This is a genomic window from Anaerosporobacter mobilis DSM 15930, assembly GCF_900142955.1.
GTDB lineage: Bacteria > Bacillota > Clostridia > Lachnospirales > Lachnospiraceae > Anaerosporobacter > Anaerosporobacter mobilis.
This window is the reverse complement of record NZ_FRCP01000009.1, coordinates 169,459-195,229: the sequence shown is the minus strand read 5'-3', so window position 1 is coordinate 195,229 and position 25,771 is coordinate 169,459. Positions and strand designations below refer to the sequence as shown.

22 protein-coding genes are annotated in these 25,771 nt (G+C 36.0%); 4 read left to right on the top strand and 18 right to left on the bottom strand.

The genetic code is table 11. The annotated features are described in order from the left end of the window. Positions 1 to 15: 15 nt before the first annotated feature. From nifB to nifH, 8 genes are all read right to left on the bottom strand, one after another. The gene (gene nifB / locus BUB90_RS09155; RefSeq protein ID WP_073286429.1) at positions 16 to 2,796 is read right to left on the bottom strand and encodes a nitrogenase cofactor biosynthesis protein NifB; all 2,781 of its coding nucleotides are present in this window, start codon (positions 2,794 to 2,796) and stop codon (positions 16 to 18) included. Further along, entirely contained in the window at positions 2,793 to 4,181 is a 1,389-nt protein-coding gene (gene nifE, locus BUB90_RS09150) for a nitrogenase iron-molybdenum cofactor biosynthesis protein NifE (RefSeq protein ID WP_073286426.1), read from the bottom strand. Before nifE ends, nifB begins: the two co-directional genes overlap by 4 nt. A 279-nt stretch (positions 4,182 to 4,460) precedes the next feature. Beyond that, entirely contained in the window at positions 4,461 to 4,670 is a 210-nt protein-coding gene (locus tag BUB90_RS09145; RefSeq protein ID WP_073286424.1) for a hypothetical protein, read from the bottom strand. A 241-nt stretch (positions 4,671 to 4,911) separates the two neighbouring features. Then, complete coding sequence (locus BUB90_RS09140; RefSeq protein WP_073286422.1) at positions 4,912 to 6,303, bottom strand: nitrogenase component 1; 1,392 nt, start codon at positions 6,301 to 6,303, stop codon at positions 4,912 to 4,914. Continuing rightward, complete coding sequence (locus BUB90_RS09135; protein WP_073286420.1) at positions 6,303 to 7,931, bottom strand: nitrogenase component I subunit alpha; 1,629 nt, start codon at positions 7,929 to 7,931, stop codon at positions 6,303 to 6,305. The genes BUB90_RS09140 and BUB90_RS09135 overlap by 1 nt, the downstream gene beginning before the upstream one ends. Before the next feature lie 111 nt (positions 7,932 to 8,042). Then, complete coding sequence (locus BUB90_RS09130) at positions 8,043 to 8,429, bottom strand: P-II family nitrogen regulator (RefSeq protein ID WP_073286417.1); 387 nt, start codon at positions 8,427 to 8,429, stop codon at positions 8,043 to 8,045. A gap of 11 nt (positions 8,430 to 8,440) precedes the next feature. Continuing rightward, entirely contained in the window at positions 8,441 to 8,767 is a 327-nt protein-coding gene (locus tag BUB90_RS09125) for a P-II family nitrogen regulator (RefSeq protein WP_073286415.1), read from the bottom strand. Between the two features lie 120 nt (positions 8,768 to 8,887). Continuing rightward, positions 8,888 to 9,706, bottom strand: coding sequence for a nitrogenase iron protein (gene nifH / locus BUB90_RS09120; RefSeq protein ID WP_073286413.1), 819 nt, complete (start codon positions 9,704 to 9,706; stop codon positions 8,888 to 8,890). 617 nt (positions 9,707 to 10,323) lie between these two features. Between nifH and BUB90_RS09115 the strand changes: the two genes are divergently transcribed. After that, entirely contained in the window at positions 10,324 to 10,740 is a 417-nt protein-coding gene (locus tag BUB90_RS09115; protein ID WP_139241732.1) for a hypothetical protein, read from the top strand. 162 nt (positions 10,741 to 10,902) lie between these two features. On the opposite strand, the gene BUB90_RS09110 is transcribed toward BUB90_RS09115, so the two are convergent. Further along, complete coding sequence (locus tag BUB90_RS09110; protein ID WP_073286406.1) at positions 10,903 to 11,676, bottom strand: sugar phosphate isomerase/epimerase family protein; 774 nt, start codon at positions 11,674 to 11,676, stop codon at positions 10,903 to 10,905. 28 nt (positions 11,677 to 11,704) lie between these two features. Continuing rightward, entirely contained in the window at positions 11,705 to 12,295 is a 591-nt protein-coding gene (locus tag BUB90_RS09105; RefSeq protein WP_073286403.1) for a sugar O-acetyltransferase, read from the bottom strand. 155 nt (positions 12,296 to 12,450) lie between these two features. Here BUB90_RS09105 and BUB90_RS09100 point away from each other — a divergent pair, with 155 nt between their 5' ends. Beyond that, positions 12,451 to 12,702 (top strand): hypothetical protein, encoded by a 252-nt coding sequence (locus BUB90_RS09100; protein WP_073286398.1) that lies wholly within the window; start codon positions 12,451 to 12,453, stop codon positions 12,700 to 12,702. Positions 12,703 to 12,819: 117 nt separating this feature from the next. Here BUB90_RS09100 and BUB90_RS09095 read toward each other — a convergent pair whose 3' ends face one another. The 6 genes from BUB90_RS09095 to BUB90_RS09070 form a co-directional block, all read right to left on the bottom strand. Next, a complete protein-coding gene (locus BUB90_RS09095; RefSeq protein WP_073286394.1) occupies positions 12,820 to 13,560 on the bottom strand; it encodes a DUF434 domain-containing protein in 741 nt (246 codons plus the stop codon). A gap of 284 nt (positions 13,561 to 13,844) precedes the next feature. After that, entirely contained in the window at positions 13,845 to 14,309 is a 465-nt protein-coding gene (locus BUB90_RS09090) for a hypothetical protein (protein WP_073286732.1), read from the bottom strand. 100 nt (positions 14,310 to 14,409) lie between these two features. Next, on the bottom strand, positions 14,410 to 16,305 hold the full coding sequence (locus BUB90_RS09085; RefSeq protein ID WP_073286391.1) for an ABC transporter ATP-binding protein: 1,896 nt from the start codon (positions 16,303 to 16,305) through the stop codon (positions 14,410 to 14,412). Then, positions 16,295 to 18,040, bottom strand: a complete 1,746-nt coding sequence (locus BUB90_RS09080; protein ID WP_073286388.1) for an ABC transporter ATP-binding protein — start codon at positions 18,038 to 18,040, stop codon at positions 16,295 to 16,297. Before BUB90_RS09080 ends, BUB90_RS09085 begins: the two co-directional genes overlap by 11 nt. A 297-nt stretch (positions 18,041 to 18,337) precedes the next feature. Continuing rightward, a complete protein-coding gene (locus BUB90_RS09075) occupies positions 18,338 to 19,495 on the bottom strand; it encodes an MFS transporter (RefSeq protein ID WP_073286385.1) in 1,158 nt (385 codons plus the stop codon). A 188-nt stretch (positions 19,496 to 19,683) separates the two neighbouring features. Next, complete coding sequence (locus BUB90_RS09070) at positions 19,684 to 21,606, bottom strand: OPT family oligopeptide transporter (RefSeq protein WP_073286381.1); 1,923 nt, start codon at positions 21,604 to 21,606, stop codon at positions 19,684 to 19,686. Positions 21,607 to 21,929: 323 nt separating this feature from the next. Between BUB90_RS09070 and BUB90_RS09065 the strand changes: the two genes are divergently transcribed. Together BUB90_RS09065 and BUB90_RS09060 are read left to right on the top strand one after the other, a co-directional pair. Beyond that, complete coding sequence (locus BUB90_RS09065; protein ID WP_073286378.1) at positions 21,930 to 22,115, top strand: ferritin family protein; 186 nt, start codon at positions 21,930 to 21,932, stop codon at positions 22,113 to 22,115. Between the two features lie 11 nt (positions 22,116 to 22,126). Continuing rightward, positions 22,127 to 22,402 (top strand): spore coat protein, encoded by a 276-nt coding sequence (locus tag BUB90_RS09060; protein ID WP_073286374.1) that lies wholly within the window; start codon positions 22,127 to 22,129, stop codon positions 22,400 to 22,402. 80 nt (positions 22,403 to 22,482) lie between these two features. On the opposite strand, the gene BUB90_RS09055 is transcribed toward BUB90_RS09060, so the two are convergent. Continuing rightward, on the bottom strand, positions 22,483 to 23,613 hold the full coding sequence (locus BUB90_RS09055) for a YibE/F family protein (RefSeq protein ID WP_073286369.1): 1,131 nt from the start codon (positions 23,611 to 23,613) through the stop codon (positions 22,483 to 22,485). After that, the gene (locus BUB90_RS09050; protein WP_073286366.1) at positions 23,613 to 25,562 is read right to left on the bottom strand and encodes a metallophosphoesterase; all 1,950 of its coding nucleotides are present in this window, start codon (positions 25,560 to 25,562) and stop codon (positions 23,613 to 23,615) included. Before BUB90_RS09050 ends, BUB90_RS09055 begins: the two co-directional genes overlap by 1 nt. Positions 25,563 to 25,771: the final 209 nt, after the last annotated feature.

Genomic DNA, 25,771 nt, shown 5'->3' with positions numbered 1-25,771 from the left:
GCTTTCATCTCCTTTTTATTCATTAACATTTAAGTTACTATGACTAATTTCTTTTGATTCATCAACTATCAAACTATGTACAGCCTTTAATACCGCCTCCTCAATTCGATCATACGTTACAACAACGGCTATATCCTTCTTTTCTAACTGCTTTCTTGGTGATTCTCCTATACGCATAGCAATTACAGCATTACAGTCTGCTATAGTCTCAATAATCGCAGTAATCTTATCCTCTTTATCATCACAGACATCACTACCTTCACAATACTGATCGACCTTACGCTTCTCTATATAAGAAACGGAATCGTTCTTATATTCATAGATATACCACTCCTTGACATGACCGAAATGTTGGTCGATATGCATACCGTTTCTGCTAGCAACTGCAAAACGATACATCGCATCTGTGGTTTCTGTTGCTTGTGGTTGGTAACCTCTGAATTCTAAACTTAAGTCATTGTCTAAAGTTCCAATTGCATCTGCTCTACACTGCCTACAGTGCGTCATCTGCTTCATAATCAATCCACAATCTTTACGAAGTTTCTCAATCTCTTTATTCGTTAGGGACGGCATATTCTCGAATACACTACCTTCTACTGGAATCATAGGCATGATGTTGGTAATATAGCAGCCAATTTCCTTCATTGTCTCTACAATCTTAGGAATATGTGTATCGTTTATTCCCTTTAACGAAACAATGTTGACCTTACAGACAACACCATGCGCAACTAATATACGTAATCCACTTAACTGATTTGATAGTAGGATTGCACCTGCACTTTCACCTTCGTATTTGGTACCCATGAAGTTTATGTGCTTATAGATCTTACCTGCAATCTTAGGGTCCACTGCATTGATTGTAACTGTAATATGCGATACTCCTAAACTTATTATTTCACTCGCATATGTAGGTAATAACAAGCCGTTGGTAGATAAGCAAAACGTTACATCTGGATCGTACTCCTTAATTAATTCCATCGTTTTCTTTGTCTCATCAAAATTAGCAAGTGCATCCCCTGGTCCTGCAATACCTACCACTGTTAGATTTGGTACTTTTTCCTTCACTACTTTGTATTTTTCGAATGCCTCTTCTGGAGTAAGCACCTTAGTCGTAACGCCGGGTCTACTTTCGTTTGGACAATCAAATTTACGTACACAGTAATTACATTGCACATTACATCTTGGAGCTACTGGTAGATGCATTGTTGCATATTTGTGACCAGCACAGTTATAGCAAGGATGGGTAGCTGTCTTTGCCAGAATTTCTTGACGTCTTATATCCTCTATCGTCATAGGTATTTCTATCTCTTGATTCGGCTCAGTTATCTCAGTGATGTTCGTATTATCAATATTGCAACTTGCATTATCCGCTTTGTAACTCGAGTTATCCATCTGCATTGTTTCAAGTTTTTCTTCCTGATGATAATAGGCTTTATAAATCACTTCTCTAAATGTGGTTTCCTTTCTTGATAAAATCACATTAGAAATCTCATCTAATAAAGTAAGTGAGCCTTCATATCCAATTGTCTTAAGCCTTTGACCACCAACACGGTCATGAACAGGAAAACTTCTTCTTACTAATGCAATTTGTAATTGTTCCTCTATTCTCCTACCATCTGAATTACCAATCATCAGATTGCAACCATAATGCTTTGCAGCGGTTTCAATATCTTTGAAATCTACGTCATCCGCAATCATATAATCTTCTATAAAATAGCGCTCTGCAATATCATCAATGGAGTTTTTCACATAATCAGCAAGATGTGGGAATACCGAACCTGTTGCGGTAATCATTGGCATAACACCATTTTCTTCACAGATTCGAATCATTGAGATTATGAAATCCGGTTCTCCAAATACCACCGCTCTACCTTCTGCGTTATATTTATGGCTATCAATCATGGCATCTAGATATCTTCCTCTTTGTTGTTTCAATACCTGGGGAATCTCCTTACCACCAATCTTACATAGTAATTGAAGCAAAGCATCATTATCGCGTAATCCTACTGGAACGTTTACTCTAGTATACGGTACGCCATACTTCTCTTTTAAGACTTTACCTGGGGAAGCCTCAAAATCCATGTTGCTAATCTCAATGGTAGCTCTTGCTCCAGCCATTTGTTTAATATCTCCAATATCCGTTCCACTTTCAGGTAATCTACTGTATTTCTCCTTAAATACACCATCAAGATTCTCTGAGAGATCTGGTAACAAGATAATCTCTAGCTCAAATGCCTCACAAATATCCTTCAATGTTCGCATATCAGCAGGACTCATATAAGAGGAAATTATATTAATCTTATTATGCGATTTGGTATCCATCTCAACTTCTGATACAATAGAGGTTAAAGCAGCAAAATAACCTTCAAATTGTGTTCCACCGTAACCTGCTGAATGTACTGGAATAATTGTTACTTCTTTCTTGTCTGGATTCTCTTCGTAGTAGGTTTGAATAATTCGATTAATATCTTCTCCAATGGTTTCTGCCAAACAAGTTGTTGCTACTCCAACCACCTGTGGATGATATAGATCAATCAGATTCGTCAGTCCCTTTTTCAGATTCTCTTCTCCGCCGTATACCGTTCCATGTTCTGTGAGTGAAGAAGAGGCAATATCAATCGGCTCATTATAATGTGTTGCCATATGACGTCTTATGTAAGTACTACATCCTTGTGAACCATGGAGGATAGAGACACAATTCTTAATTCCATAGAAGGCTGTCATCGCTCCCATTGGCATACACATCTTGCATGGGTTAACAGTAAGATTAACTAACGGTTGCACTCTTGTCTTCATAAGCTACACTCCTTCCCACACTCTAAAGTCTTGTTTTCTTTTATGTATTGCCACATTGGATTGTTGATACTTTGATTGATCTCTCTGGTGAAATTATCCACTCCTTCAAAGCCAGCGAGTGCATGTTTTCTTTCATGATTATGATCGCAGAATGCAATTCCAAGTTTATATGCAAGTGGTCGTTCCTTCACACCGCCAACCAAGATATCTGCTCCCTTTTCCTTTATGAAGGTTTCTAGTTCTGCTGGATTTGCATCATCTAGAATAACGGCATCTTCTGAGGCTAACTGTTCAATAATTTCGTAATCGTCCTTCTTTCCTGTTTGTGTTCCTACAACAACTGTCTTCATACCCATGAAATTAAATTGTTTAATAAGTGAAATTGCCTTAAATCCTCCGCCAACATAAATGGCCACTTTCTTACCTCGTAAATTCTTACGATACCGATCAAGGAAGCCTTCTAACTTCAGTGATTCTTCATTGGAAAATGCAATTGCTTTCTTCTTTGCCTCTTCATTCTTAAGTGCCTCCGCAATTCGAACTAATGAACTTGATGTGTCCTCTACACCAAAGAAGCTAACTTTAATGAATGGTATTGAAAACTCCTCTTCCATTCGGTTTGCCAGATATACGGATGAGCCTGCACATTGCACAATGTTCAATGTTGCTTTAGGAGCTTCTAACATATTCTTATAATTGGCATCCCCAGTGAATGTTGATACCACGTTAACACCAATCTTATCTAGATAGTTCTTAATAATCCACATCTCACCAGCTAGGTTAAAATCTCCTAATATATTCACACCTTCTATCTTTTGCTCGATTCGATATGGTAAAAGCAATTGCATAATGGCATTACAAGCCATCTTGTATCCTGTTGATTTATTACCAGAGAATCCTGGGGATTTAACTGGAATTACCCTAATCCCATGTTTCTTCGACATATTCTTACATACAGCCTCAACATCATCACCGATAACCCCCACGATACAAGTTGCATATACGAATATTAATTTTGCCTCTTGCTTCGTAGCAAGTTCATCGATTGCGGCAATAAGCTTTTTTTCTCCTCCGAATATAACATCTGTCTCACGAAGATCTGTACAAAAGCTATTTCTGTATAAATCGCTGTCACTAGAAAGACTTCCTCTGATATCCCATGTATAACTTGAACACCCAATTGGACCATGAACAATGTGGTATGCATCTGTAATAGGATTTAATACTACCCTCGCTCCGCAATACACACAAGCACGTTGGCTAACAGCACCTGATACCGAATCCGAATCACATTTGATCCCATTCCCGCTACAACCTCCATCGTTTTTGAACAAGATAAACTGCTTTCTTTCATCTAAAACGTTAACTTCCCCGCTCTTTCCCATAATTACACACGCTCCTTTCCAATTCGGCAATTTTATGTGAAATGTTTTTAATTTCTCTCCATTGCCTTATGTCGCAATAGTATGCAGAAAGCGAGGGTAGAAAGACGGCGTCGTCTCTACCCTCGCTATGAATTTCTGTAATAATATTCCTTTTCAGTGGTTTCGTCAATAGTTTTTTCATAAATAGTCCATTGGTAATTTCTATGGCACGTATACCATATTTCAATATTACTATTATGTATGATTATTTCCTCATAGCCTACTACTTCTTGACTATTATTACACTTCCAAATGATAGTTCTTATCATAGAAAGAATAGTTAAGTTCCAGTTCCTCTTTATCGCCTCGCTTCATAATTACATAAAGAATATTTCTTTCACCATATGCATCATACGCTCCTAGCGTTTTCTTAACGAACTCTTCCATGTCTTCAAGCAGAAGAAATTTCTGACCTTTAAATTCAGATAAATACTTTTCTTCAATTTGCATTCGCATTACTCCTTTCTAGTTTTGGTCTCGTCAATTTGCACAGATTTATGTATGAGCATGTTATACAAACGTAGTTACTCGCAACACGCTCTCGCTTGGACTCTTTGACACCCGAATCATGATCCGAATTAACACTCTTACACTGAATTAGCTTTATTATAATAAGACAACAAGAGTATATTATGTATACTCCTGCATCTTTATGATTGTATGATTTAGACTCCCGTACTTTACTACTTTCTTACATAACCATCTCCACATCTTTTTCTTCACAATGGCTGTCTTGATAATCCATAAGTGCATTAGTGATTTTCTCAACCATACGCATGGCTCCTTCATATCCAACTACCGGGAAGTAGGAATGACAATAACGGTCAATTACATCAAATCCAGCTCTTACTAGTGGAATATCTTCTGCTCTTGCAATGTGTTTACCATGGGTACCACCGATTAATAGGTCAACTGCATCATTCTTAATCCATTGATGAAGCAAGAAAAGATCCGTCGTGGTATTTAATTGCGTCGCAGCTTGCACTTTGCATTCTTCCTTAACACCGTATTTTTCTAACAGACTCTTACCTTCTTGCTCGAATGTTAAACTTGGTGTACCAGTAATACAATACTTTGGAATCATGCCTAGTTCTAAACATAATGCCATCATACCGATAACGAAATCTGGATCACCATAGATTGCAACTTTCTTTTCATAGGTATATTGATGGGTGTCCACCATCATATCTACCAAATGACCTCTTTGGTTCTCAACACTTGCTGGTACTTCTTCTGCCGAAAATTCTTGTAGTTTTAAGATAAATGCATCTGTAGCATCAATACCAATTGGATATGGTATCGTATCTCCTTTTACCTTACATTTCTTATCAAGAAAGCCTACACTAGGTGCTGATATTGTCAAACCTATTCCAAGAGAACTTTTACAATCTCCTAGAGACTTAATCTCTTCTATTGTAGTGCCACCTTTTTCATACATTGTATACTCGCCAGTCGTAGGCGTATCGACTGTTCCGTCCGTATCCGGTAACATAATAAATGGTACGTTCATCTGCGTCATAAGTCTCTTAAGCTCTCGATAATCTCCCGGATTTAGCCAACCTGGAAATAGTGCAAGCTTTCCATTGGAAGTACCAGTTGAGACGCTAAGATACTTCATGAATCCATTTACCATATTGAAAAATCCGTGAATATGTGAACCAAAATAACTAGGAGTATTCGCATGAACGATATACTTTCCTTCCGAGAGCGTTGGGGTTATATCAATTAAGAGGGCATTCAAATCATCACCGATTGTTTCAGAAAGGCAAGTTGTATGTACTGCCACAATATCTGGATCATACAGATCGAATATGTTCTTAACCGCTGTCTTTAGATTCGATCCACCGCCGAATACAGAGGCACCTTCTGTGAATGAACTGGAGGACGCTTGAATTGGATCTTTAAAATGTCTTGTCAGATACATTCTATGGAATGCCACACACCCTTGTGAACCATGACTGTGGGGAAGGCAGCCATGCACGCCCAGTGCTGCATACAAAGCACCCACTGGCTGACAAGTTTTACAAGGATTGATAACGAGAGCTTCTCTTTCTACCATTTCTTTTGGAGTATAATTAAGCATTACACCTCACCTCCTAATTTACCTACTAGTGTGGCTTGATTCTTCCATGGTGCTTTAATAAAGCTCCAGGCTGGTACATATAGTCCCATTACAAGGTCATGACCAAATCTAGCCGCTCCTTGAAAACAAGTATATGGTCCTTGATAATCGTAGGAGTGTATCTGTCTTGATAACATTCCCGCTTTTTGCACTACAAACTTATCCTTAATACCCGAGAAGAATACATCAGGTTTTAATGCCTTTAAAAATTCTTCCGTTTCAAAATGATTCAAGTCATCAGCTATAATAGAACCTTCTTCCATATCTGGATACATACCTTGATAATCATTTAAATCAATATCTTCATTGGCTTCAAGTTCTGCTCTATGTTCTGGCGTAATTCTATCTGGATTGTATAAGTTTTCATCTGCTTCAATCTTTAAGTTTTCTATATTCTTAGAATCTGCATCGACTTTAATATCAGGTATTACTCTTCGTCCTTCGTAATCATCCCGATGTGCAAATTCATACCCAGCTAGCACCGTTGACATACCTAGATCTTGCAATAATAATTGATAATGGTGAGAGCGAGAACCACCAACATATATAGCTGCGGTCTTACCCTTCAATTTACTTTTGTAGTATTCCATTTCATCTGCGATTGTATTCTCTTCATCTGCAATTACTTCTTCAATCCTTGCACTAAGTTCGGGATCATTAAAATATGCACCAATTGCACGAATTGATTTTTTCGTGGCATTAACACCGATGAAATTAACCTTGATCCAGTCCATTCCGTACTTATCTTTCATCATATCTGCTACATAGTTAATGGAACGGTGACACTGAACTAAATTAAGATCTGCTAGGTGCGCATTCTTCATATCTCTATAACAACTCGTTCCCGTCATAGCACTAACAACTTCGATACCGCATCGATTCAATATTCTTTCTATCTCCCAACCATCACCACCGATATTATATTCACCAAGAATATTGACAGAGAATTTCTTCTGTGGTTTATGATCTCCAGTACCAACAATAAAGCGAATGATTTGATTGGAGGCAATATGATGACCTGCGGATTGTGTAACGCCTTTGTAACCTTCACAAGAGAATGCTATACACATTAAACCCGGATATTCTTCTCTCGCCCATTTTGCAATCGCATGAATGTCATCACCGATAAGACCAACTGGACATGTGGAGCAGATACTAAGCATCTTAGGTTTATAGATCGCCATACATTCCTCTATCGCCTTTTTTAGTTTCTTCTCACCACCGAATACGATATTCGGCTCTTGCATATCCGTTGAAAAACAATATTCCACATAACAATCTGCATGTTCACCATGTCTGTCTGTTTCCACTTGCTTATGTCTTCTGGTTCCCCAAGTGTAGAAAGAGCAACCAATTGGCCCATGTACAATAATTGCATTGTCACTCATTGGACCTAGAACTACACCTTTACACCCCGCATAGCAACAACCTCTTTGTGTAATAATACCAGGTATGGTACGCACGTTTGCAGTAATCTCATTGCTTGCTTCTGGATCAATGGATAGAACATGTTGCTTTCTGTTTCTATATACTTTTGCACTATATTTTTCTAGAACTTTATCTCTTAATTCGTTTCCATGTAAAACCATATTAATCACCATGCCCTTTCAAAAGTCTGGCGAATTTGTGCAAGTCAACTTGTTGACTTTGGGTACCAAATCGCCGTGTGAAAGACTTATCTTTCACTCTATACCTCCTTCCTAATAGGAATCAGAGTCTTCCTGTTGCTTTCCATCTCTAATACGATATGATGTAATAACCGGCATTACAAAGATTTTACCGTCACCAGGATTTCCTGTACTGTTTACTTCCATAGTTGCTTCAATAATTTTATCTACATCTTCATCTTGAGCCATAATTACGAATAGACGTTTTGGTATCAAACGACTTCCTTCCGTAAAACACTCACCAATTGAATTCGTAGGTACATCACCATTATCTAGTACAGAACACAATTCTGAAGAAAATAATTTCTTACCTCTTCCCATGACCTTTCTGCATGTAAAACCTAGAATTCCTGCTTCTGTTAATGCTACTTTTGTCTTACTCACTTTATCTTGCCTAACTATTATTAAGACTTCTTTCATGGCAGCACCCCCTATAATTCTTTAGTTTTCGTACTGATTGTATAAGCCTCTTCAACCGGACTAACAAATATCTTACCATCACCGTAATTACCATTCGCACCTGTTCTAGCGTATTTCATAATAATCTTTATGGCATCATCTTTATCTTCATCCTTAACTACCATCAAAAGCATCTCTTTAGGAATCTCATCATATGTAACATCTCCAATTCGGATTCCCTTTTGTTTACCTCTACCATATACATCCATCTTTGTAACAGCAGGAAATCCCGCTGATAATAATTCAGATAAAACCTCATTCACTTTTTCAGGTCTAATGATTGATCTTATAAGGTACATAATTTCTCCTTTCTTTTATAGAAGCTCTCTATCACTTTGTGATCTTATCCTCTATAAACAACAACATCTTTATACTATGTATCTTCATGTATCTTTATATCTTCACAAATTCCCTATTGATTACTCCATCATTCCATGTTCCATTAAGATTGCTTCAAGCTCATCAATCTTCATTGGCTTTGGAACAACCAGCATCTGGTTCTCATCCACTTTTTTAGCAAGTTGTCTATACTCATCGGCTTGTGGTTCTTGTGGGCTATAGTCAATTACAGTTTTCTTGTTAATCTCTGCTCGCTGAACAGCATTGTCACGAGGTACAAAATGTATCATCTGCGTTCCAATCTTTGCTGCAACTGCTTCAACAAGACCTTGTTCTCCGTCTACCTTTCTTGAATTACAGATAAGACCACCAAGACGAACACCACCTGTTGACGCATATTTTAAAATACCTTTTGAAATATTGTTAGCTGCATATAATGCCATCATCTCTCCAGAACATACGATGTAGATTTCTTGCGCTTTACCTTCACGAATAGGCATTGCGAATCCACCACATACTACGTCACCAAGAACGTCATAGAATACATAGTCAAGATCATCGGTGTAAGCTCCAAGTTGTTCTAGTAAGTTAATTGATGTGATGATACCTCGTCCTGCGCAACCAACACCTGGTTCTGGTCCGCCAGATTCTACACCACGAATATTTCCATAACCAGTTTTCATAATTTGGTCAAGATCAATGTCGTCACCTTCTTCACGAAGTGTATCAAGTACGGTTCTTTGTGCAAGCCCACCCAGTACTAGTCTGGTTGAATCTGCTTTCGGGTCACAGCCAACAATCATAATTTGTTTCCCCATCTCTGCTAGCCCTGCTGTTAAGTTTTGTGTTGTTGTTGATTTACCAATTCCACCTTTTCCGTAGATAGCCAACTGTCTCATAGCACTTACCTCCATTTTCAACTATTTTATGTTTGATTTCTTGATAGAACATACCTGTTATCTACTCAGCTAGTAACATTGCTTGTGTTCTATTGGTATCATTATAGGTACTGTAATTTTATTCCACAATACACGTGATTGTATAAAATGCCCACAAATCTTGCGAGTGTTTTATGCATATTACAGTATGAAAAACGAGGTTATTTTCACTTTCTTATGATTATTATGTTTTTCGAAAGATAGGCTTAATTTTTATAATTAAAGTACTATGACTCAAACACACTACGGCTCAGTAATGATAAATTGGTTTTATACATTTTCTGAGAGTTTGAATTTACATATAAGAACATTGTAATAATTTATTAAGTTTGTTATGATATTATAAAATATATGAGCATGTTAAACTGTTGTTAGGCATAAGCAAGGGGGAGATTAGTATTAAAAAGAAGATTATAATTATATGTACATTAATTGTAGCTGTACTCGTAATCGTAATAGGTATAGTAATTCATTCCAGTGGTAGAAAAAATAGTGTCAAACAAGCATTAGGTATTGAATCCAATAGCAATTTAAAAATAATACATGAGGAGCCGACTGCTCAAGGAAGTATTGTTTTTATGAGTAATACAGATAACTCTAACAAATATCTTTCTACTGCGTTTGTTAGCGAAAATATATTTGGCTATAAGGATTTATATAGTGGAGTTTCTTCTTTTGAGGGATTGGACAGAATAGATCTAACGGCTCAATACTTTCCTGCAATTAAGAAAACTTCTTTACCAATATACTTTGGGGTAATATTAAACGATAAGATAGAAAAAGTTAGTGTGAAACGAAATAATAACTCTGAAATAAAAGACGCTAAGATAATTGAAACTGACGATTATAGAATTTGGTTGGTCTATATGAATGGCTTCCAAGGAACCAAATTTGATATTTTAGGATATAGTAACGATGGATCAGAACTCTATAAATTTGAAGATACCATTCCTGAGAACGCTGTTCAAAAGCCCCTTAAAAGTCCATATGAATAATATCAAGCTACAAATGTATAATGTAACTCTTAAACTAATGTAATCAGGTACAGTCTAATAACCAAAAGACAGGTAGGATATATTCGTAATAGAATATATCCTACCTGACTTTAAGAGATTGATTATTTCAAACTAATTATTACTACACCATATTCTAATTATCTATAATTCAAACCTCATTTTTTCTAATCGTTTCACTTTTTCAAATGCTTTTAATAAAAATTCCTCTATAGATATATTTTCATAATCCCAGTTCATAGGTTCTAAGGCTGTCGATCCTTTATAGCCAGTTTCAGATATTTTTCTCATTACATCAATCCAATCTATATTTCCATCCATAGGTAACTGATGCTGTTTCTTTTCTCCACCATTATCATGTAAATGTAATGCCATTAATCGATTACCGTATTTGCCTAATAAATCACCTGCTGTTTCATTATTTGCATGATGGCAACAATCATAGCAAAAGCCTATTTGTTCTGATGGGATTGAATCCAAAACACCTGCTACATTGCTAACATTAAACAAATTTTCCATGGCCACTTTAATTCTATAATCTTCTGCTATCTCTGTTATTTTCTTTATTCGATTCATTCCTAACTCATTAAGTGGATATTGATCACTTGGCAGATGCACCACCATAGTGGGTATATCAAAATCAGAACAATCTTTGATACATTGCAAATAGCAGTCCAAAAGACTCTCTCCAGCTAGATTATCAAGTGATAAATCATTTTGCTGTTGTACAGGTGTATGTATGTTCTCTATAAGCAAACCAGCACTTCTTGCTAACTTCACACCTTCACGATAACCTGCTCCACGTCCAAATCCATCACTCCACCACAACAGAACTGCTTCAAACCCGGCTTCTTTTATCAATTTATATCGTTCTTTTATTGGCACCCCATATCCAAACCAATCATAAATGCTAACCATTGTTTTCCCCTCCACACGCTCCAACCAACTATTTTAACATCTTATATTTCTCTTTATCCGCTTCTGTAATCTCACGAATTGGCTTACATGGATTACCCACTGCAATAACACCAGAAGGAATATCTTTATTTACCACACTACCCGCTCCAATAACGGTATTATCTCCAATTGTAACTCCTGGAAGAACTACTACGCCCGCTCCAAACCATACATCATTACCAACAGTAATTGGATATGCATATTCCAGTCCTTGATTTCTCTGCTTCGCATCAATTGGGTGTCCTGCTGTTGAGAAACAACAATTCGGTGCAATGAATACATTATCACCAAAAACAACCTTGGCGCAATCTAGAATTACACAATTATGATTGGAGTAAAAATTCTCTCCGATTTCTATGTTATAGCCACAGTCACACCAAAAGGGTGCTGTAATCACAAAATTATCCTTTGTCTTTCCCATAATTTCTTTTATTAACGCTTTTTGTTCTTCATATTGCGACGGCATTAATTGATTAAATTTATAGCATTTGTCTTTACATGCTGTTCTTTCTTTTACTAACTCTTTGTCATAGTTGTTATCGTATAGGTATCCTGCCGCTGCTTTTTCTTTCTCTGTCATGTCAATCCTCCATTGCGATTTTATCTTTAGCATCATATCCTATATCTTAAAGAATTATTACATACTTGTCTATATAAAAATATAATAAATCACAAATTAATTATACCATTTGCAGGATAATAATGTTATAATTTACCTGCAAGGAGGTCTTATCAATGAAGAAAAAAATGAAGATAGGGTTATGCTTATTATTATTACTTATTGTATTGGCACCAATACCATTTTCCAATGCTAGTGTTATCAATGTTAAAGTAAATAAAGTCGGTGCAGATGGAGTAGACATATATGACTTTACTGGTAACATATATGATGAAACTGATGTTAATGAAGATGGAATGATTAAAATCGGAGAAGGATATACGTCAGATGGAATACACTATGAAGCATTCAAACCTGCTGCAGAATAACTCTTTACGTTATCCCCAATCAGCAACACCTGTAAAAAAGGTGGTTTACTCTGCGGCTATAAGCCATTGTTACTAAGCCAGCATCTCAAGGTGCTGGCTTTCACTATGTTCAAGCCATTATGCTTTAAATATGCCTTCTTGTTTTACAACCTTGCTACAAAGGGAAACTTCCCAAACCTCATTAATTTGTTCAATTATCTCCGAATTCATATTCAACCAACTGACACATTTATTAAGAATGATTGCGTCACTGGTAACTACATTGGCTTGCTTTTCTAATGTTCTATCGACATCTGGAATCACGTAAGTTTGCACTTGCAATTCATACGTCTCAGCGATTTCTTTTACCACATTTGCTAATCTACCTGAATTTGACACAGGAGAATCCAAGTAAAAGATGGCTTCCTTAATCTCCTTCGATCTGAGCCACTGATAGATTAGATGGATTGCTTTATCCGTTTTATCTATAATCCGATAATTTCCCCGAAGCCCAGCCAGATCCCGTATGGTGCCATCTAACGATTTGAATATGGGAGAACCAGATAATGCGACTTCCAGTGTGATAATCGTGTTAAAGCCATCAATATGCACGGTTTTAACATCATGAAACGTAGTAATTTGTTTGGTGAATCTACTTATACAATCTTCATAGGAAGATATGGTTCGGACTAATGCCAAACGCTGCCTCTCCGAGAACATATAGTGGTTCCCGATAAAGGTTGTGGCTTGTTTAATAGGATACCCTTGATTTAATAGAAAATATAATTCATAGGCAGCTTTCTCTAACTTAGTCTTCTCTTCATCTTGAAATTCATAGGTATCTTCCTTTTGATACCCTCTTCTTACAACTTTTGGCATTGTTATCCTCCATTAAAAACATAAGTGTATTAATCCTCTTAACTGACTTGAGTGTCAAAGGCCTCTCGTAAAACTTACCTGCGTCTATTCGCACATATAAACTTGACTAATGTTAATGTCAAACATAGTTCGATGAGCTACTGTATGAAGTCGTTGGTGCTTTGGCTCTGTATTTTAGAGCCGTAATATAAAACTTTCTTTAGAATTTCTACTCTATATTGTATAATAACAAAATAAGGAAGGCAATATGCAAGAAATTACTTACATATTGCCTTCCTTATGATTTATCTCCGACCTCTTCTACGACCAGTATAGCCATAGTCAACCAATACAGGGACTTGGTCAATCATTCCCCAACTAGACTTCCTTACCAAGTCTCCAGCAGCTAACCCATAGGTTTTTCTTATCCTGATGAAATAAGAATTGTCTACTAATTCTCTTATATTATTAACGTTATAGTACTGCGATACTTGATTAATATTCCATAATCGTTCGCCTTTTTTCATTATTAAAAACATAGAATTATCAGATATAGTAAGTATCGGAGCAAAAAACGCTGTTTTTTCTTGGTTATACACGTTATATTCCATCTGGTTTTGAGTAAGACCCCCATGGTTTATTGCCGCCTTCACCACATAACCATTAGCCAGATCAAATACACTTCTTGATGACCCCGAACCTATATATTGATACATTCTATGTTTTAAATCTCTTTGTATAACCTCAAAATCGATTTCATTACTATTCATATCTATAACCAATAAATACATGTTTACAATAGTATATTCGACTTTTTGAGAAAAGGTTCGACTTTCTTCGCTATTTCCTCATTTGTACAAGTTGTTTTTCTTATTCTAACTCAAAGGCACCTGTATACAATTGGTAATATTTTCCTTTCTCTGCTATCAACTGATCGTGATTACCTCTTTCCACAACATGTCCTTGTTCTAGCACCATGATAACATCTGAATTCTTAACCGTAGATAGTCTATGGGCGATTACGAATACAGTACGTCCTTTCATTAATGCGTCCATACCACGTTGTACAATTACTTCTGTACGAGTGTCTATGGAGGACGTAGCCTCGTCAAGAATCATAACAGGCGGATTGGCGACCGCTGCACGTGCAATGGCTAGGAGCTGACGCTGTCCTTGTGAAAGATTAGATCCATTACTACTTAGTGGTGTTTCATATCCTTTTGGTAAGCGTGTTATAAAGTCATCAGCACCAGCTAACTTCGCTGCATCGATACATTCTTCATCCGTGGCGTCTAACTTACCATAACGGATATTATCCATAACAGTTCCCGTGAATAGATTAGTTTCCTGTAATACTACGCCAAGGGACCTGCGAAGATCCTCTTTCTTGATCTTATTGATATTAATTCCATCGTAACGGATCTTACCATCCGCTATGTCATAGAAACGGTTGATTAGATTCGTAATAGTCGTTTTTCCCGCACCAGTGGCACCTACGAAAGCAATCTTTTGACCTGGTTCTGCATATAACGTGATGTTGTGTAAGATTGTTTTGTCTTCTTCGTATGCAAAGTCCACATCATACATACGAACATCACCTGTTAATCTTTCATACGTTACTGTTCCATCTTTGTGAGGATGTTTCCATGCCCACATACCTGTGCGCTCATTACATTCCACAATCTGTCCAGCTTCTTCTCTTGCATTAACTAAAGTAACATAACCATGATCTTCTTCTGGTTGTTCGTCTATCAATTCAAATATACGTTTTGCTCCTGCAAGACCCATAACAACTGCATTAATTTGTTGCGATACCTGATTTATATTACCGGCAAACTGCTTCGTCATATTGAGGAATGGAACTACAATGCTAATACCCATAGCAAGTCCAGATATACTTAGATTTGGTGCTTTAGATATCATTAACAAACCGCCAGTTAACGCTACAACTACATAAAGTACATTACCGATGTTATTCAATATTGGGCCTAGGGTATTCGCATACTTATTGGCACTTTCGGAATCTTCGAACAATCGATTGTTGATTTTATCAAAATCCGCTTTACTTTCTTCTTCATGGCAGAATACTTTAATTACTTTCTGCCCATTCATCATCTCTTCAACAAATCCTTCTACTTCTCCAAGAGCCATTTGTTGACGAATGAAATATTTGGAGGAATTACCTCCTACTTTTTTCGTAACGATAAACATAAAGATTACTCCAACTAATACAACTAGAGTCAACCATATGCTATAATACATCATAATACAAAATACCGACAAAACGATAATACCAGCTGACATAAGTTGTGGTATACTCTGCGATATCATCTGACGTAATGCATCAATATCGTTTGTATAATAACTCATGATATCTCCATGATTATGGGTATCAAAGTACTTAATTGGTAAATCTTGCATTCCATTAAACATCTTAATACGGAATTTCTTCAAAGAACCCTGTGTTATGATAGCCATCAAGCGATTAAAGGTAAAGGAAGCAATTAGCGAAAGTACATAGCATACAACCAATAAGAGTACAAGCTGTGTAATTTCACCTGAGACTGCCTTCCAATCTCCACTTTGCCAAGTGTTTTCAACCGATGCTATAATATTTTGCATGAAGACGGCAGGGATTGCTGAAACAATAGCATTGAATATTATACAACCAACTACGATTGGTAATAAAACTGGATAAAATTCAAATATTGTCTTAATCAAACGTCCCATAACACCTTTTCGATTATTACTTGTATTATTCTTCATCCTGTTCACCTGCCTTATTCTGAGATAGATATACCTCTTTGTATATTGGATTATTCTTTAGGAGTTCGGCATGTGTTCCAATACCGCTAATGGAACCACCATCCATAACGATAATTTGGTCTGCATCTTCAACAGATGCTGTTCTTTGAGCAATAATAATTTTCGTTGTTTCCGGAATGAATTCTCTTAAAGCCTTTCGAATCATGGCATCAGTCTTAGTATCTACCGCGCTTGTTGAATCATCTAGAATTAAGACCTTTGGTTTCTTGAGTAAAGCTCTAGCAATGCATAGACGCTGCTTCTGTCCTCCAGAAACGTTGCTACCGCCTTGCTCAATGTACGTATCGTATCCATTAGGGAAATTCTGAATAAACTCATCCGCTTGTGCTAATTTACAAGCCTCTATAATTTCTTCATCGGTAGCTTCTTTATTACCCCATCGTAAATTCTCCTTGATTGAACCAGAGAAAAGTACATTTTTTTGCAATACTACTGCTACCTGATTACGTAATGCTTCCAAATCATAGTCTTTAACATCAATTCCCCCAACCTTAACAACACCCTCTGTCGTGTCGTAAAGACGTGGTATTAATTGAATTAAAGAGGTTTTAGAAGCTCCTGTACCTCCAATAATGCCAATGGTCTCACCAGAGTTTATATGCAGATTAATATCAGCAAGAGACATTTTCTTTGCGGTTTCTGAATATTTAAAACTTACACGTTCAAAATCTATAGAACCATCTTTCACAATTTTCTGACCATCTAATGGGTTAGCAAGACTACTGTCCTCGTCTAGGACTTCTATAATACGGCTTGCTGATTCACTTGCCATTGTAATCATAACAAACACCATAGATAGCATCATTAAACTACTAAGAATCTGAAAACTGTAAGTTAATAACGCTGAAAACTGTCCTACATCTAAATCCATTCCTTGTGAAGTTATAATTGTATATGATCCAAAGAACAAAACAAAAACCATAACGGTATATAGACAAAACTGCATTAATGGGTTGTTGATGGCTAAGATTTTCTCTGCTCTAGTAAAGTCGGCACATATATCACTAGCTGCCCCATCAAATTTCTTCTTTTCATACTCTTCTCGAACATAGGATTTAACTACTCGCATCCCTTTTACATTTTCTTGTATTGAGGTATTTAATGCATCATACTTACGGAATACTTTTTTGAAGATCGGCATTACTTTGCGGATTACAAGAAAAAGGCCAAAACCTAAAATAGGAACAACGACTAAGAATATGAATGCCATTTTTCCACCCATAACAAAAGCCATAATGAATGCAAATACTAGCATTAATGGAAATCGAATAGCTGCTCGAATAATCATCATATAAGCATTCTGAACATTGGACACATCTGTGGTTAGTCTAGTAACCAAAGATGATGTAGAGAAACGGTCCATATTCTCAAAAGAATACGTCTGTATCTTATAATATATATCCTTTCTTAGATTTCGTGCAAAACCACTTGATGCAGTGGCACTTGCAATTCCTCCAATTATTCCAAATGTTAATGATAATCCCGCCATTGCCACCAGAATTATTCCATACATGGCAATCACTCGGAATTCACAGCCTGCTTTAATTTGGTTCACAAGCTGAGCAATAACAAAAGGTATGGTGCACTCTAAAAGCACCTCTAGTGTGATAAATACGGGAGCCTTAATGGAATCTTTCTTAAATTCCCGTATTGATTTAGCAAGTTGTTTATACATTGACTCTGCTCATCTCCTTTGTAAAATTTAGTTCAAATATCATTTATTTTAGTCAAAAAAAAAGCGCATCCAGAAGATAATATCTGGACTTACGCAATCGCTACTCGATTTACCTATTATAAAATATAATTTTTTGAATGTCAATTCTTCTTGCGTTAAAATAAAGCAAATAAAACTATAGTTACTTATATACAACGTTAAATTAGGTCGACTTCTTCATATACCTCATTGCAAAGTCGACCTACTTCTTCACGGTCGCATCTTATTAATCGTAAAGGACCGAGAACATATCATTTATTAGTTATGAACTTTATTCATTCTTTCAACCATTACTACCATTAGCACAACAAATATCATCATATAAAATGGATATAATTGGATACTGATTATGTCTGCTAGAAAGCCAAAAATCGGAGGCATGATTGTGCTACCAACATATGCACATGCCATCTGCATTCCCATAATGGATTGCGACTTATCTGCACCAAAATTGTCTGGTGTTGCATGTAATAAACTTGGATAAATTGGTGCACAACCTAAACCTAATAAAATTAACCCGACAAGTGTTGCTGTATTACTTAATGGTAATAACATAACCATAATACCAATTGCAGCAAGTACTTGCCCTAGCCTTACCATATTCTTATCACCTAATTTGTCCGTGATAAAACCGCTAATAAATCTTCCTATCGTAATGCCTAGATAAAATAGGGATGCCCATTTGGCCGCAGTTTGAGGATTAATCCCTTTATATAAAACCATGTAGCTACTAGCCCACAATCCTGCTGTCGATTCTATGGAACAGTAACATAAGAAAGCAACCAAAATAGCCTTTGCACCAGGAAGCTTAATCGTCTGTTTTAGGCTTAGACTTTTTGATTCAACCGCCCCATCTTTATTTTCTTTATGTTTTGCTTTCCATAGTGGTAAGGAAAGGACTAAGCCAGCTACAAGAATTATCTGAATAATACCGATGGTTTGATAGCCAGAATTCCATCTTAATCCATTCGTTAAACACAGTCCCATAATAAATGGACCAGCGGTTGCACCTATTCCCCAAAAGCAATGTAACCAACTCATATGACGTGATTTGTAATGTAAGGCAACAAAGTTATTCAGTGCTGCATCAACACTTCCTGCTCCTAATCCATAAGGAATACCCCATAAACACAATTGCCAGAATGATCCAGAATAGGCAAATCCCATCAGTGCAACCGCAGTCATTGCAACACTTATTGTTGTTACTAAACCGGTTCCTAATCTACGTATTACTTTATCACTAAAGAGACTGGATACAATAGTACCTCCAGCTATAATCATACTAATAATACCAGCATAGGAAACTGCTACATTAAACTCACCATACATGGTAGGCCATGCAGAACCTAAAATCGAGTCAGGCAATCCTAAGCTTATGAAAGCTATGTATATTACCGCTAATAATATTGAAGTCATTCAACTTTCTCCTTTGCATTTTTTCGTTATAATACTAGTCATAACACTATGCTAATAAACGATATCCGTTAAATTATATACCAATCGTATATTAAAGTCACTAATGATTTTCAGAAAAGTTCTTTTACTAAACTTTAATTAAAGAAAAAGCTGCCGTATCATTAACGACAGCTTTATTTTATATTTAATTATTCTCTAGCATTGTTTGCTTTATTCTTAATCAAAGGAAGTATTGTTAATATAATTAAGACCACTAATAATATATAACCCATTCCATTCGACGCTGCAAAACCTTTTGGACCAGTTCCTTTTATAACTCCTAAGACTTGAAGAATAATACCAACAAGACCAATAATGGATCCTCCGGCTACAAGACCAGAAGATAAACTAATTCCATTTCCTACTCTAGTTTCTTTCTCCTGCTCTGATTTAGACATCTTTTCTACAAATAAACGAACAATAGCACCCACCAATATAATGGAAGTCGTAGCGATTGGAAGATAAAAACCAATTGCAATTGTCATGATTGGAAGTTTCAACAAAAACAAAACGATTCCGATGATTGCTCCAACAATAACCATATGCCAAGGTAATTCACCAGACATAATTCCTGAAGTTAATGTTGAAATCAAATTAGCTTGTGGTAGTGCAAAAGGAACGTTATCTCCTGTAATAGCAAGTTGATTTGAAAGCAATAATATTACACCGATTACTACCGTAACACCTACCAAACTTGCCACTAGATAATATTTATCCATCTCATTTTTTTCACCACCAATGATGAATGCAACCTTTTGAGATTGACTATAACCACCCGCAATTGATATTGCAGTTACTATGAACGTTCCAAACAATAGTAACGACTTATTGTGCCCTGGGCTAATCCAACCCATAATAACAAAAAGTAACGTTACAATTACCAAAGACGCAATAGTCATACCTGATACTGGTAAGTTTGATGTTCCAATTGTTCCTGTTAATCTTCCTGATACAATAACGAATAATAAGGACAAAAAGAATGACAAAATCGATCCGATAATAGCCATTACAAAATTACCATCTGATATAAAAAATCCTGCTATAAATCCTACAATAATACCACCAATTAGTATCAAACTAGCAAATGAGGATTTTCCTGCTTGATCTGTAGACTTAGCACTAACCGTTTCTTTAATAGAGACTACGATTGTTGGTATCAGTTTAATTGCACCGATTAAACCACCAGAAAGCATCATACCAGCACCGATGTATTTGACATAACTACCAGAAATCTGATTTACTTGCATACCACCAAGAGCTACACTTGGGTCATTCCATACTCGCTCGCCTTCTCTTGCAAAATCTGCAAAGTAACTAATAAGCGGCATAATAGCAAAGTTGGCTAATACAGAACCTGCAAACATCGTTAACGATACTTCTATACCTACAATAAATCCAATTCCTAATAATAGTGGGTTAACTTCTACTTCTAATTTCCATTTATAGAATTTTTCATTTACATAACTGATTACATTATTTGCTACATTAAGAAAAGAACCCGTGACAAGACTAATAACACCACTAACGGCAAAGCCTATTCCCATATATTTCATCGATTCTCCAGCACCTTCTGATGCTACAAGAGTTTCTGATATTGCCATAGACTCGGGAAACATTAAGTTACCATGTTCTTCTACAACCAAATTCTTATATACAAGAGAAGCTATTCCCATACCAAAAAGCACACCACCGATACTTACGATAAAACCTTCTAGGAAAGAAATGTTTCCTCCAATCAAAAGAATTGCAGGTAATACAAATATAATACCACTGGCAACCGCTTCACCACCACTTGACATACCTTGTACCAGATTCTTACCAAGTATGCCCTTTTGCTTAGCAAATATAGCGATGAATGCAGATCCTATAATTGAACCTGGAATACCAGCCGCTACAGTAAGACCTGATTTCATACCTGAATATGCTGTTGACGCTGCAAACAAAGCTGCTAATAGAATACCAATGATTAATATAGCAATATTTCCACCTGATTTGGAACCACTCGACACATATGGCACATAATTCTTGCCCTGAACGCCACCATAAGCATCCTTTGATAATTTTTTATGCATATACAACCTTCCTCTACTGTAATTATTTGTATTTGATATTACAAAAGTAAAACAAACTAAACTTAATTATAGTGTCGGAATTAAACTTGAATTTTATGTATATACATAATGTTAATTTTACTAATTATTAGAAATTAGCTATTCAGTGTTTTTGCTAACCTCTATTTTGTACAGATTTCTTAAATAACACTGCACTTTCCTCTCTATATATAAGAAGTTATCTAATCAGCCTGTATATAAATAATTTTATATTATTTTTTTACATTATTTTTGATAATTGAGACATAATAAGCTTGTAAATAAATAAGGAGGTAAAATACATTATGGCTAATTTAACAGCAAAAGAATTGTCTTCTATGAATGATTTACTAGATGGCGAAGAACAATTAGTTAAGAAATTTCAGATGTTAGCAAACTCTACGAATGATCAAGAGTTAAAACAAACATTCTCAAGTATTTCACAAAAACATCAACAACATTTCGATGCAATTTATGCAAAACTTAAATAAGGAGGTGTCTTATGGAACAATCAACATGTTTTGGCGATAAAGAAATGCTTCATGACGCTCTTTGCGCTCAAAAAGAAGAAACAGCTAATTACAATTTATTTGCAAATGAATGTGTTCACAAAGATCTTCGTGACACCTATATGAATATATTAAATGAAGAGCATGATCTTCAATATCAAGTATTTAATATCATGCACGAACGTGGCCTTTATCCTACTCCTGCTGCTGAGCAAGAGAAGATAAATCAAGCTATACAAAAATACTCACCACAAGCTACTATGAAATAAGTAAAAATCACCCTCTTAATTTCAAATGAAAATTAAGAGGGTGATTTTGCTTTTACATAGACATCTTTGATTTTGAAACCCTATTTCTTTCTCTTAACTAACATACAGGTAATTAGCGATACACATGGTACTGTTAATATAACGCCCATACTCGATGCAATTCCTTGTATGATTTCTACCGCTATGGAGTGAAGGTTAATAATCTGATTATATTGATAATTATATGCATATATAAACACTAGCGTATTAATAGATCCACCCGTAAACGCTAAGATCAGGGTATTCGACATGGTTCCCATCATATCTTTACCAACATTCATTCCTGACTGAAAAAGTTCTTTCCTTGTTAAAGTCTGATTCTTCTCATTGATTTCTAAAATGGTTGATGCAATTGACATCGCTACATCCATTACTGCCCCTAGTGCTGCGATTAATATCCCTGAGAACATAAGCTCTCCAATCTGTATTGATGTCTTTTCCCCTACATATATCAGATTCTCTATCTCGCTTACATTATAACCCGTTATTTGAGCCATCTTACTGAATAGCCAAGCAAATACTCCTGCGATTATTACCCCAATAACCGTCCCCGATGAGGAAGCGAGTGTTTTGATTGACCAACCACCGATCAGATACATCGTAACACAAGTCGTAATTAAAGTAACTATCACAGCTGCAAATACTGGTGATACCCCACGATAGATAAGTGGTAAGAATAAGAAGAGGATACAGATAATTGTAAATCCCAAACTTATAACAGATGCTAATCCCTTTTTTCCACCAATTACTATGATAGTTAGCACGAAGATACCTATAATTAGATAAATCATAGCCGCACGGTCCACACTATAAACGGAAGCCACAAAAGTTCCATTGGATTCACTTACAATGGCAATAACCTTTTTCCCAACCTCACAATGGGTGCCATACAGATAGCTGCTTGAACTTGTTGCTTCAAGTAGTTTACCCTTAAATTCACCAGATAATATAGAAATCATTACTGTCTGATTCCCTACGTAAATACCACTTTCTGTTTCATTATCCTCTATAATCTCAACTACCTTAGCCTTCACAAAGTTTCTTCCTTCATTATCAAAGAAGGATTCTTTATCTATTTGATTAATGTTATAGAGGAACAGAAGAAATAGGATGCTAGCTACTGCTAGACATCCCTTTCTAACGAAATTTTTCTTAATGATTTCTATTTTCATTATTCTACACTTGCCTTAACTACCTTTGAATATTTTCCATATACATTCTTTCCTGACACAGTAGTATATGGTCTAACTTTTATATACAAGGTTCCTTTCGAAAGCGATTTTATTGTATAACTTGTTTTCGTTGTTACTACATTCTTAGAAGATTTAAAATTCTTGTTTGTAGAATACGTAATTTGATATCCACTTACTTTATCAGTACTCTTAGTAAACGATACGGTAGCTGTAGCTTTCTTACTTGATTTTACTGATTTAATCGTAACTGCTTTAGGAGCCGTAATTGATGTTTTATCATCTTTTACAATTGTAAAATTTTCATCGATTGCCTTATTATTATCTGAACGATACGTATTAATTGTAAATGATGTTGGTGTGATATCTATAACAGAGTATGTTGGAACATCTTCTTGCCAACGATTCGCTATATATGTTTGTTGTCTAGGAACTAAGTCATAATACTTACTACCTGATGAAGAACTTGCTGTCATGTATAATATACCATCTGGATTCAATACGGTATTCTTATTCATCTTGTTAACCTTTTGAACTGCAGCTGCATCCATTATTTGATTTAAGTATTCAAGATATCGAAGTCCATCTTCTGTGGCTTTATCGGTTGTTATGTTACCTGGAGCCATTGTTAGAGTGACTGGTTTTTCTCCTGCATCCATATCTATTTCTAATTGTTCTTCAAAAGCATCATCATCATAAGAAGCATCGAAAGTCTTGACTCCGCCTTTTAAGATTTGCGTTCTAGAATAGGCATGATCATGACCTGTTAATACAACATCCACATCATTATCTTCTAGAATAGGTACAATCTGATAACGTAAGTTCGTGATTTCTGGTTCGTTTGAATGTTCTGCTGAACCATAGATATCTTGATGTAGAGTAACAATTCTCCAAGTACAATCTTTGTTTGCCTTCACGGTTTCTTCAATAAAGTTTTTATGCTCTGCAACGTTTGTGTTTTGTGTATTCAACATCATGAACAATACAGAACCATACGTAAAGTAATAATCTCCGCCTACTTTCGTTGTATCTTCGGTTGCTTTATTAACACCATAATCGCTCTTGTTTGGTACATTAAAGTGATAGGTATAATTTGCATTATCTGCATCATGGTTACCAACGGTTGGTGCAACTGGTAGTGATTTCAATACTTTTGGGCTCAAATAACCAGCATATTCAATTTCACTCTCAAAGTTTTTACCTTGTGGGGATTTTCCCTTCGTTAATTGAACTTGGTCGCCCGCAGATACTATAAAGCTTGCTTGATTATTCGTTTTTTCTACAGCCTTGTTCAAAGTATCACTCCAGTTGAATGCATCATTACGAACAGCATCATCTTGTGCTTGTAAGAATTCTGCTAATTTATTTGCTGTGTTAACATCCTTGCTTGACGACTTCTTCTCATTAGAAGAGCCAATCTGTGGATCACCAACATAGATAAAACTAAATTTATCCGTTGATTTTGTTGTATATGCAGCTGGTTCCGTATAAACACCATCCACTTCATATCTATAATAATATGTAGTATTCTCTTTCAAATTAAGTGCCGTCACCTTATTGGAATAATATTGCTTCCCATCTTTTGAAACAGATGCTTTCTCTCTCTTTGCAACATATTCTTTTGCATTCTTCATATCAGCAGAAGTACTAATCTGTAGATTTGCAGAACGATCTGACATCGTATACCATGCAAAGTTTAACTGGCTTTCATCTTTACCTGGGGTAAGAGAGATCTGTGTCCAATCATTTTTAATTATGTTCCACTCCTCTTCCCATTTATCCCATGCACCATCTTTCTTACCAGCTTCGGTATCTGAAGCAACTGTCTTCCCATCTGGTGCTGCTTTCGCAAAACTTATCATAGAATTGGTTGGTATCATTGCAAGTGCTAATGATCCTGCTAATATACGTTTCTTCCACGAGTTTTTCATTATCATTCTCCTCTTACTTTCTTCTTTACTACTTTGTTACTTGTCTTCATGAAAGAATATAACAAATACAGGAGTTTTTTTCTATCAAGCACGTGTAAAGTTTTGTTAATTTTACGTTAATTACAAAGTCTGTAATTCAGCCTTTGATAACTTACCAGTCTCTACCACTAAAATCTTAATATTTCATTAAAATCCTACTATCAAACACG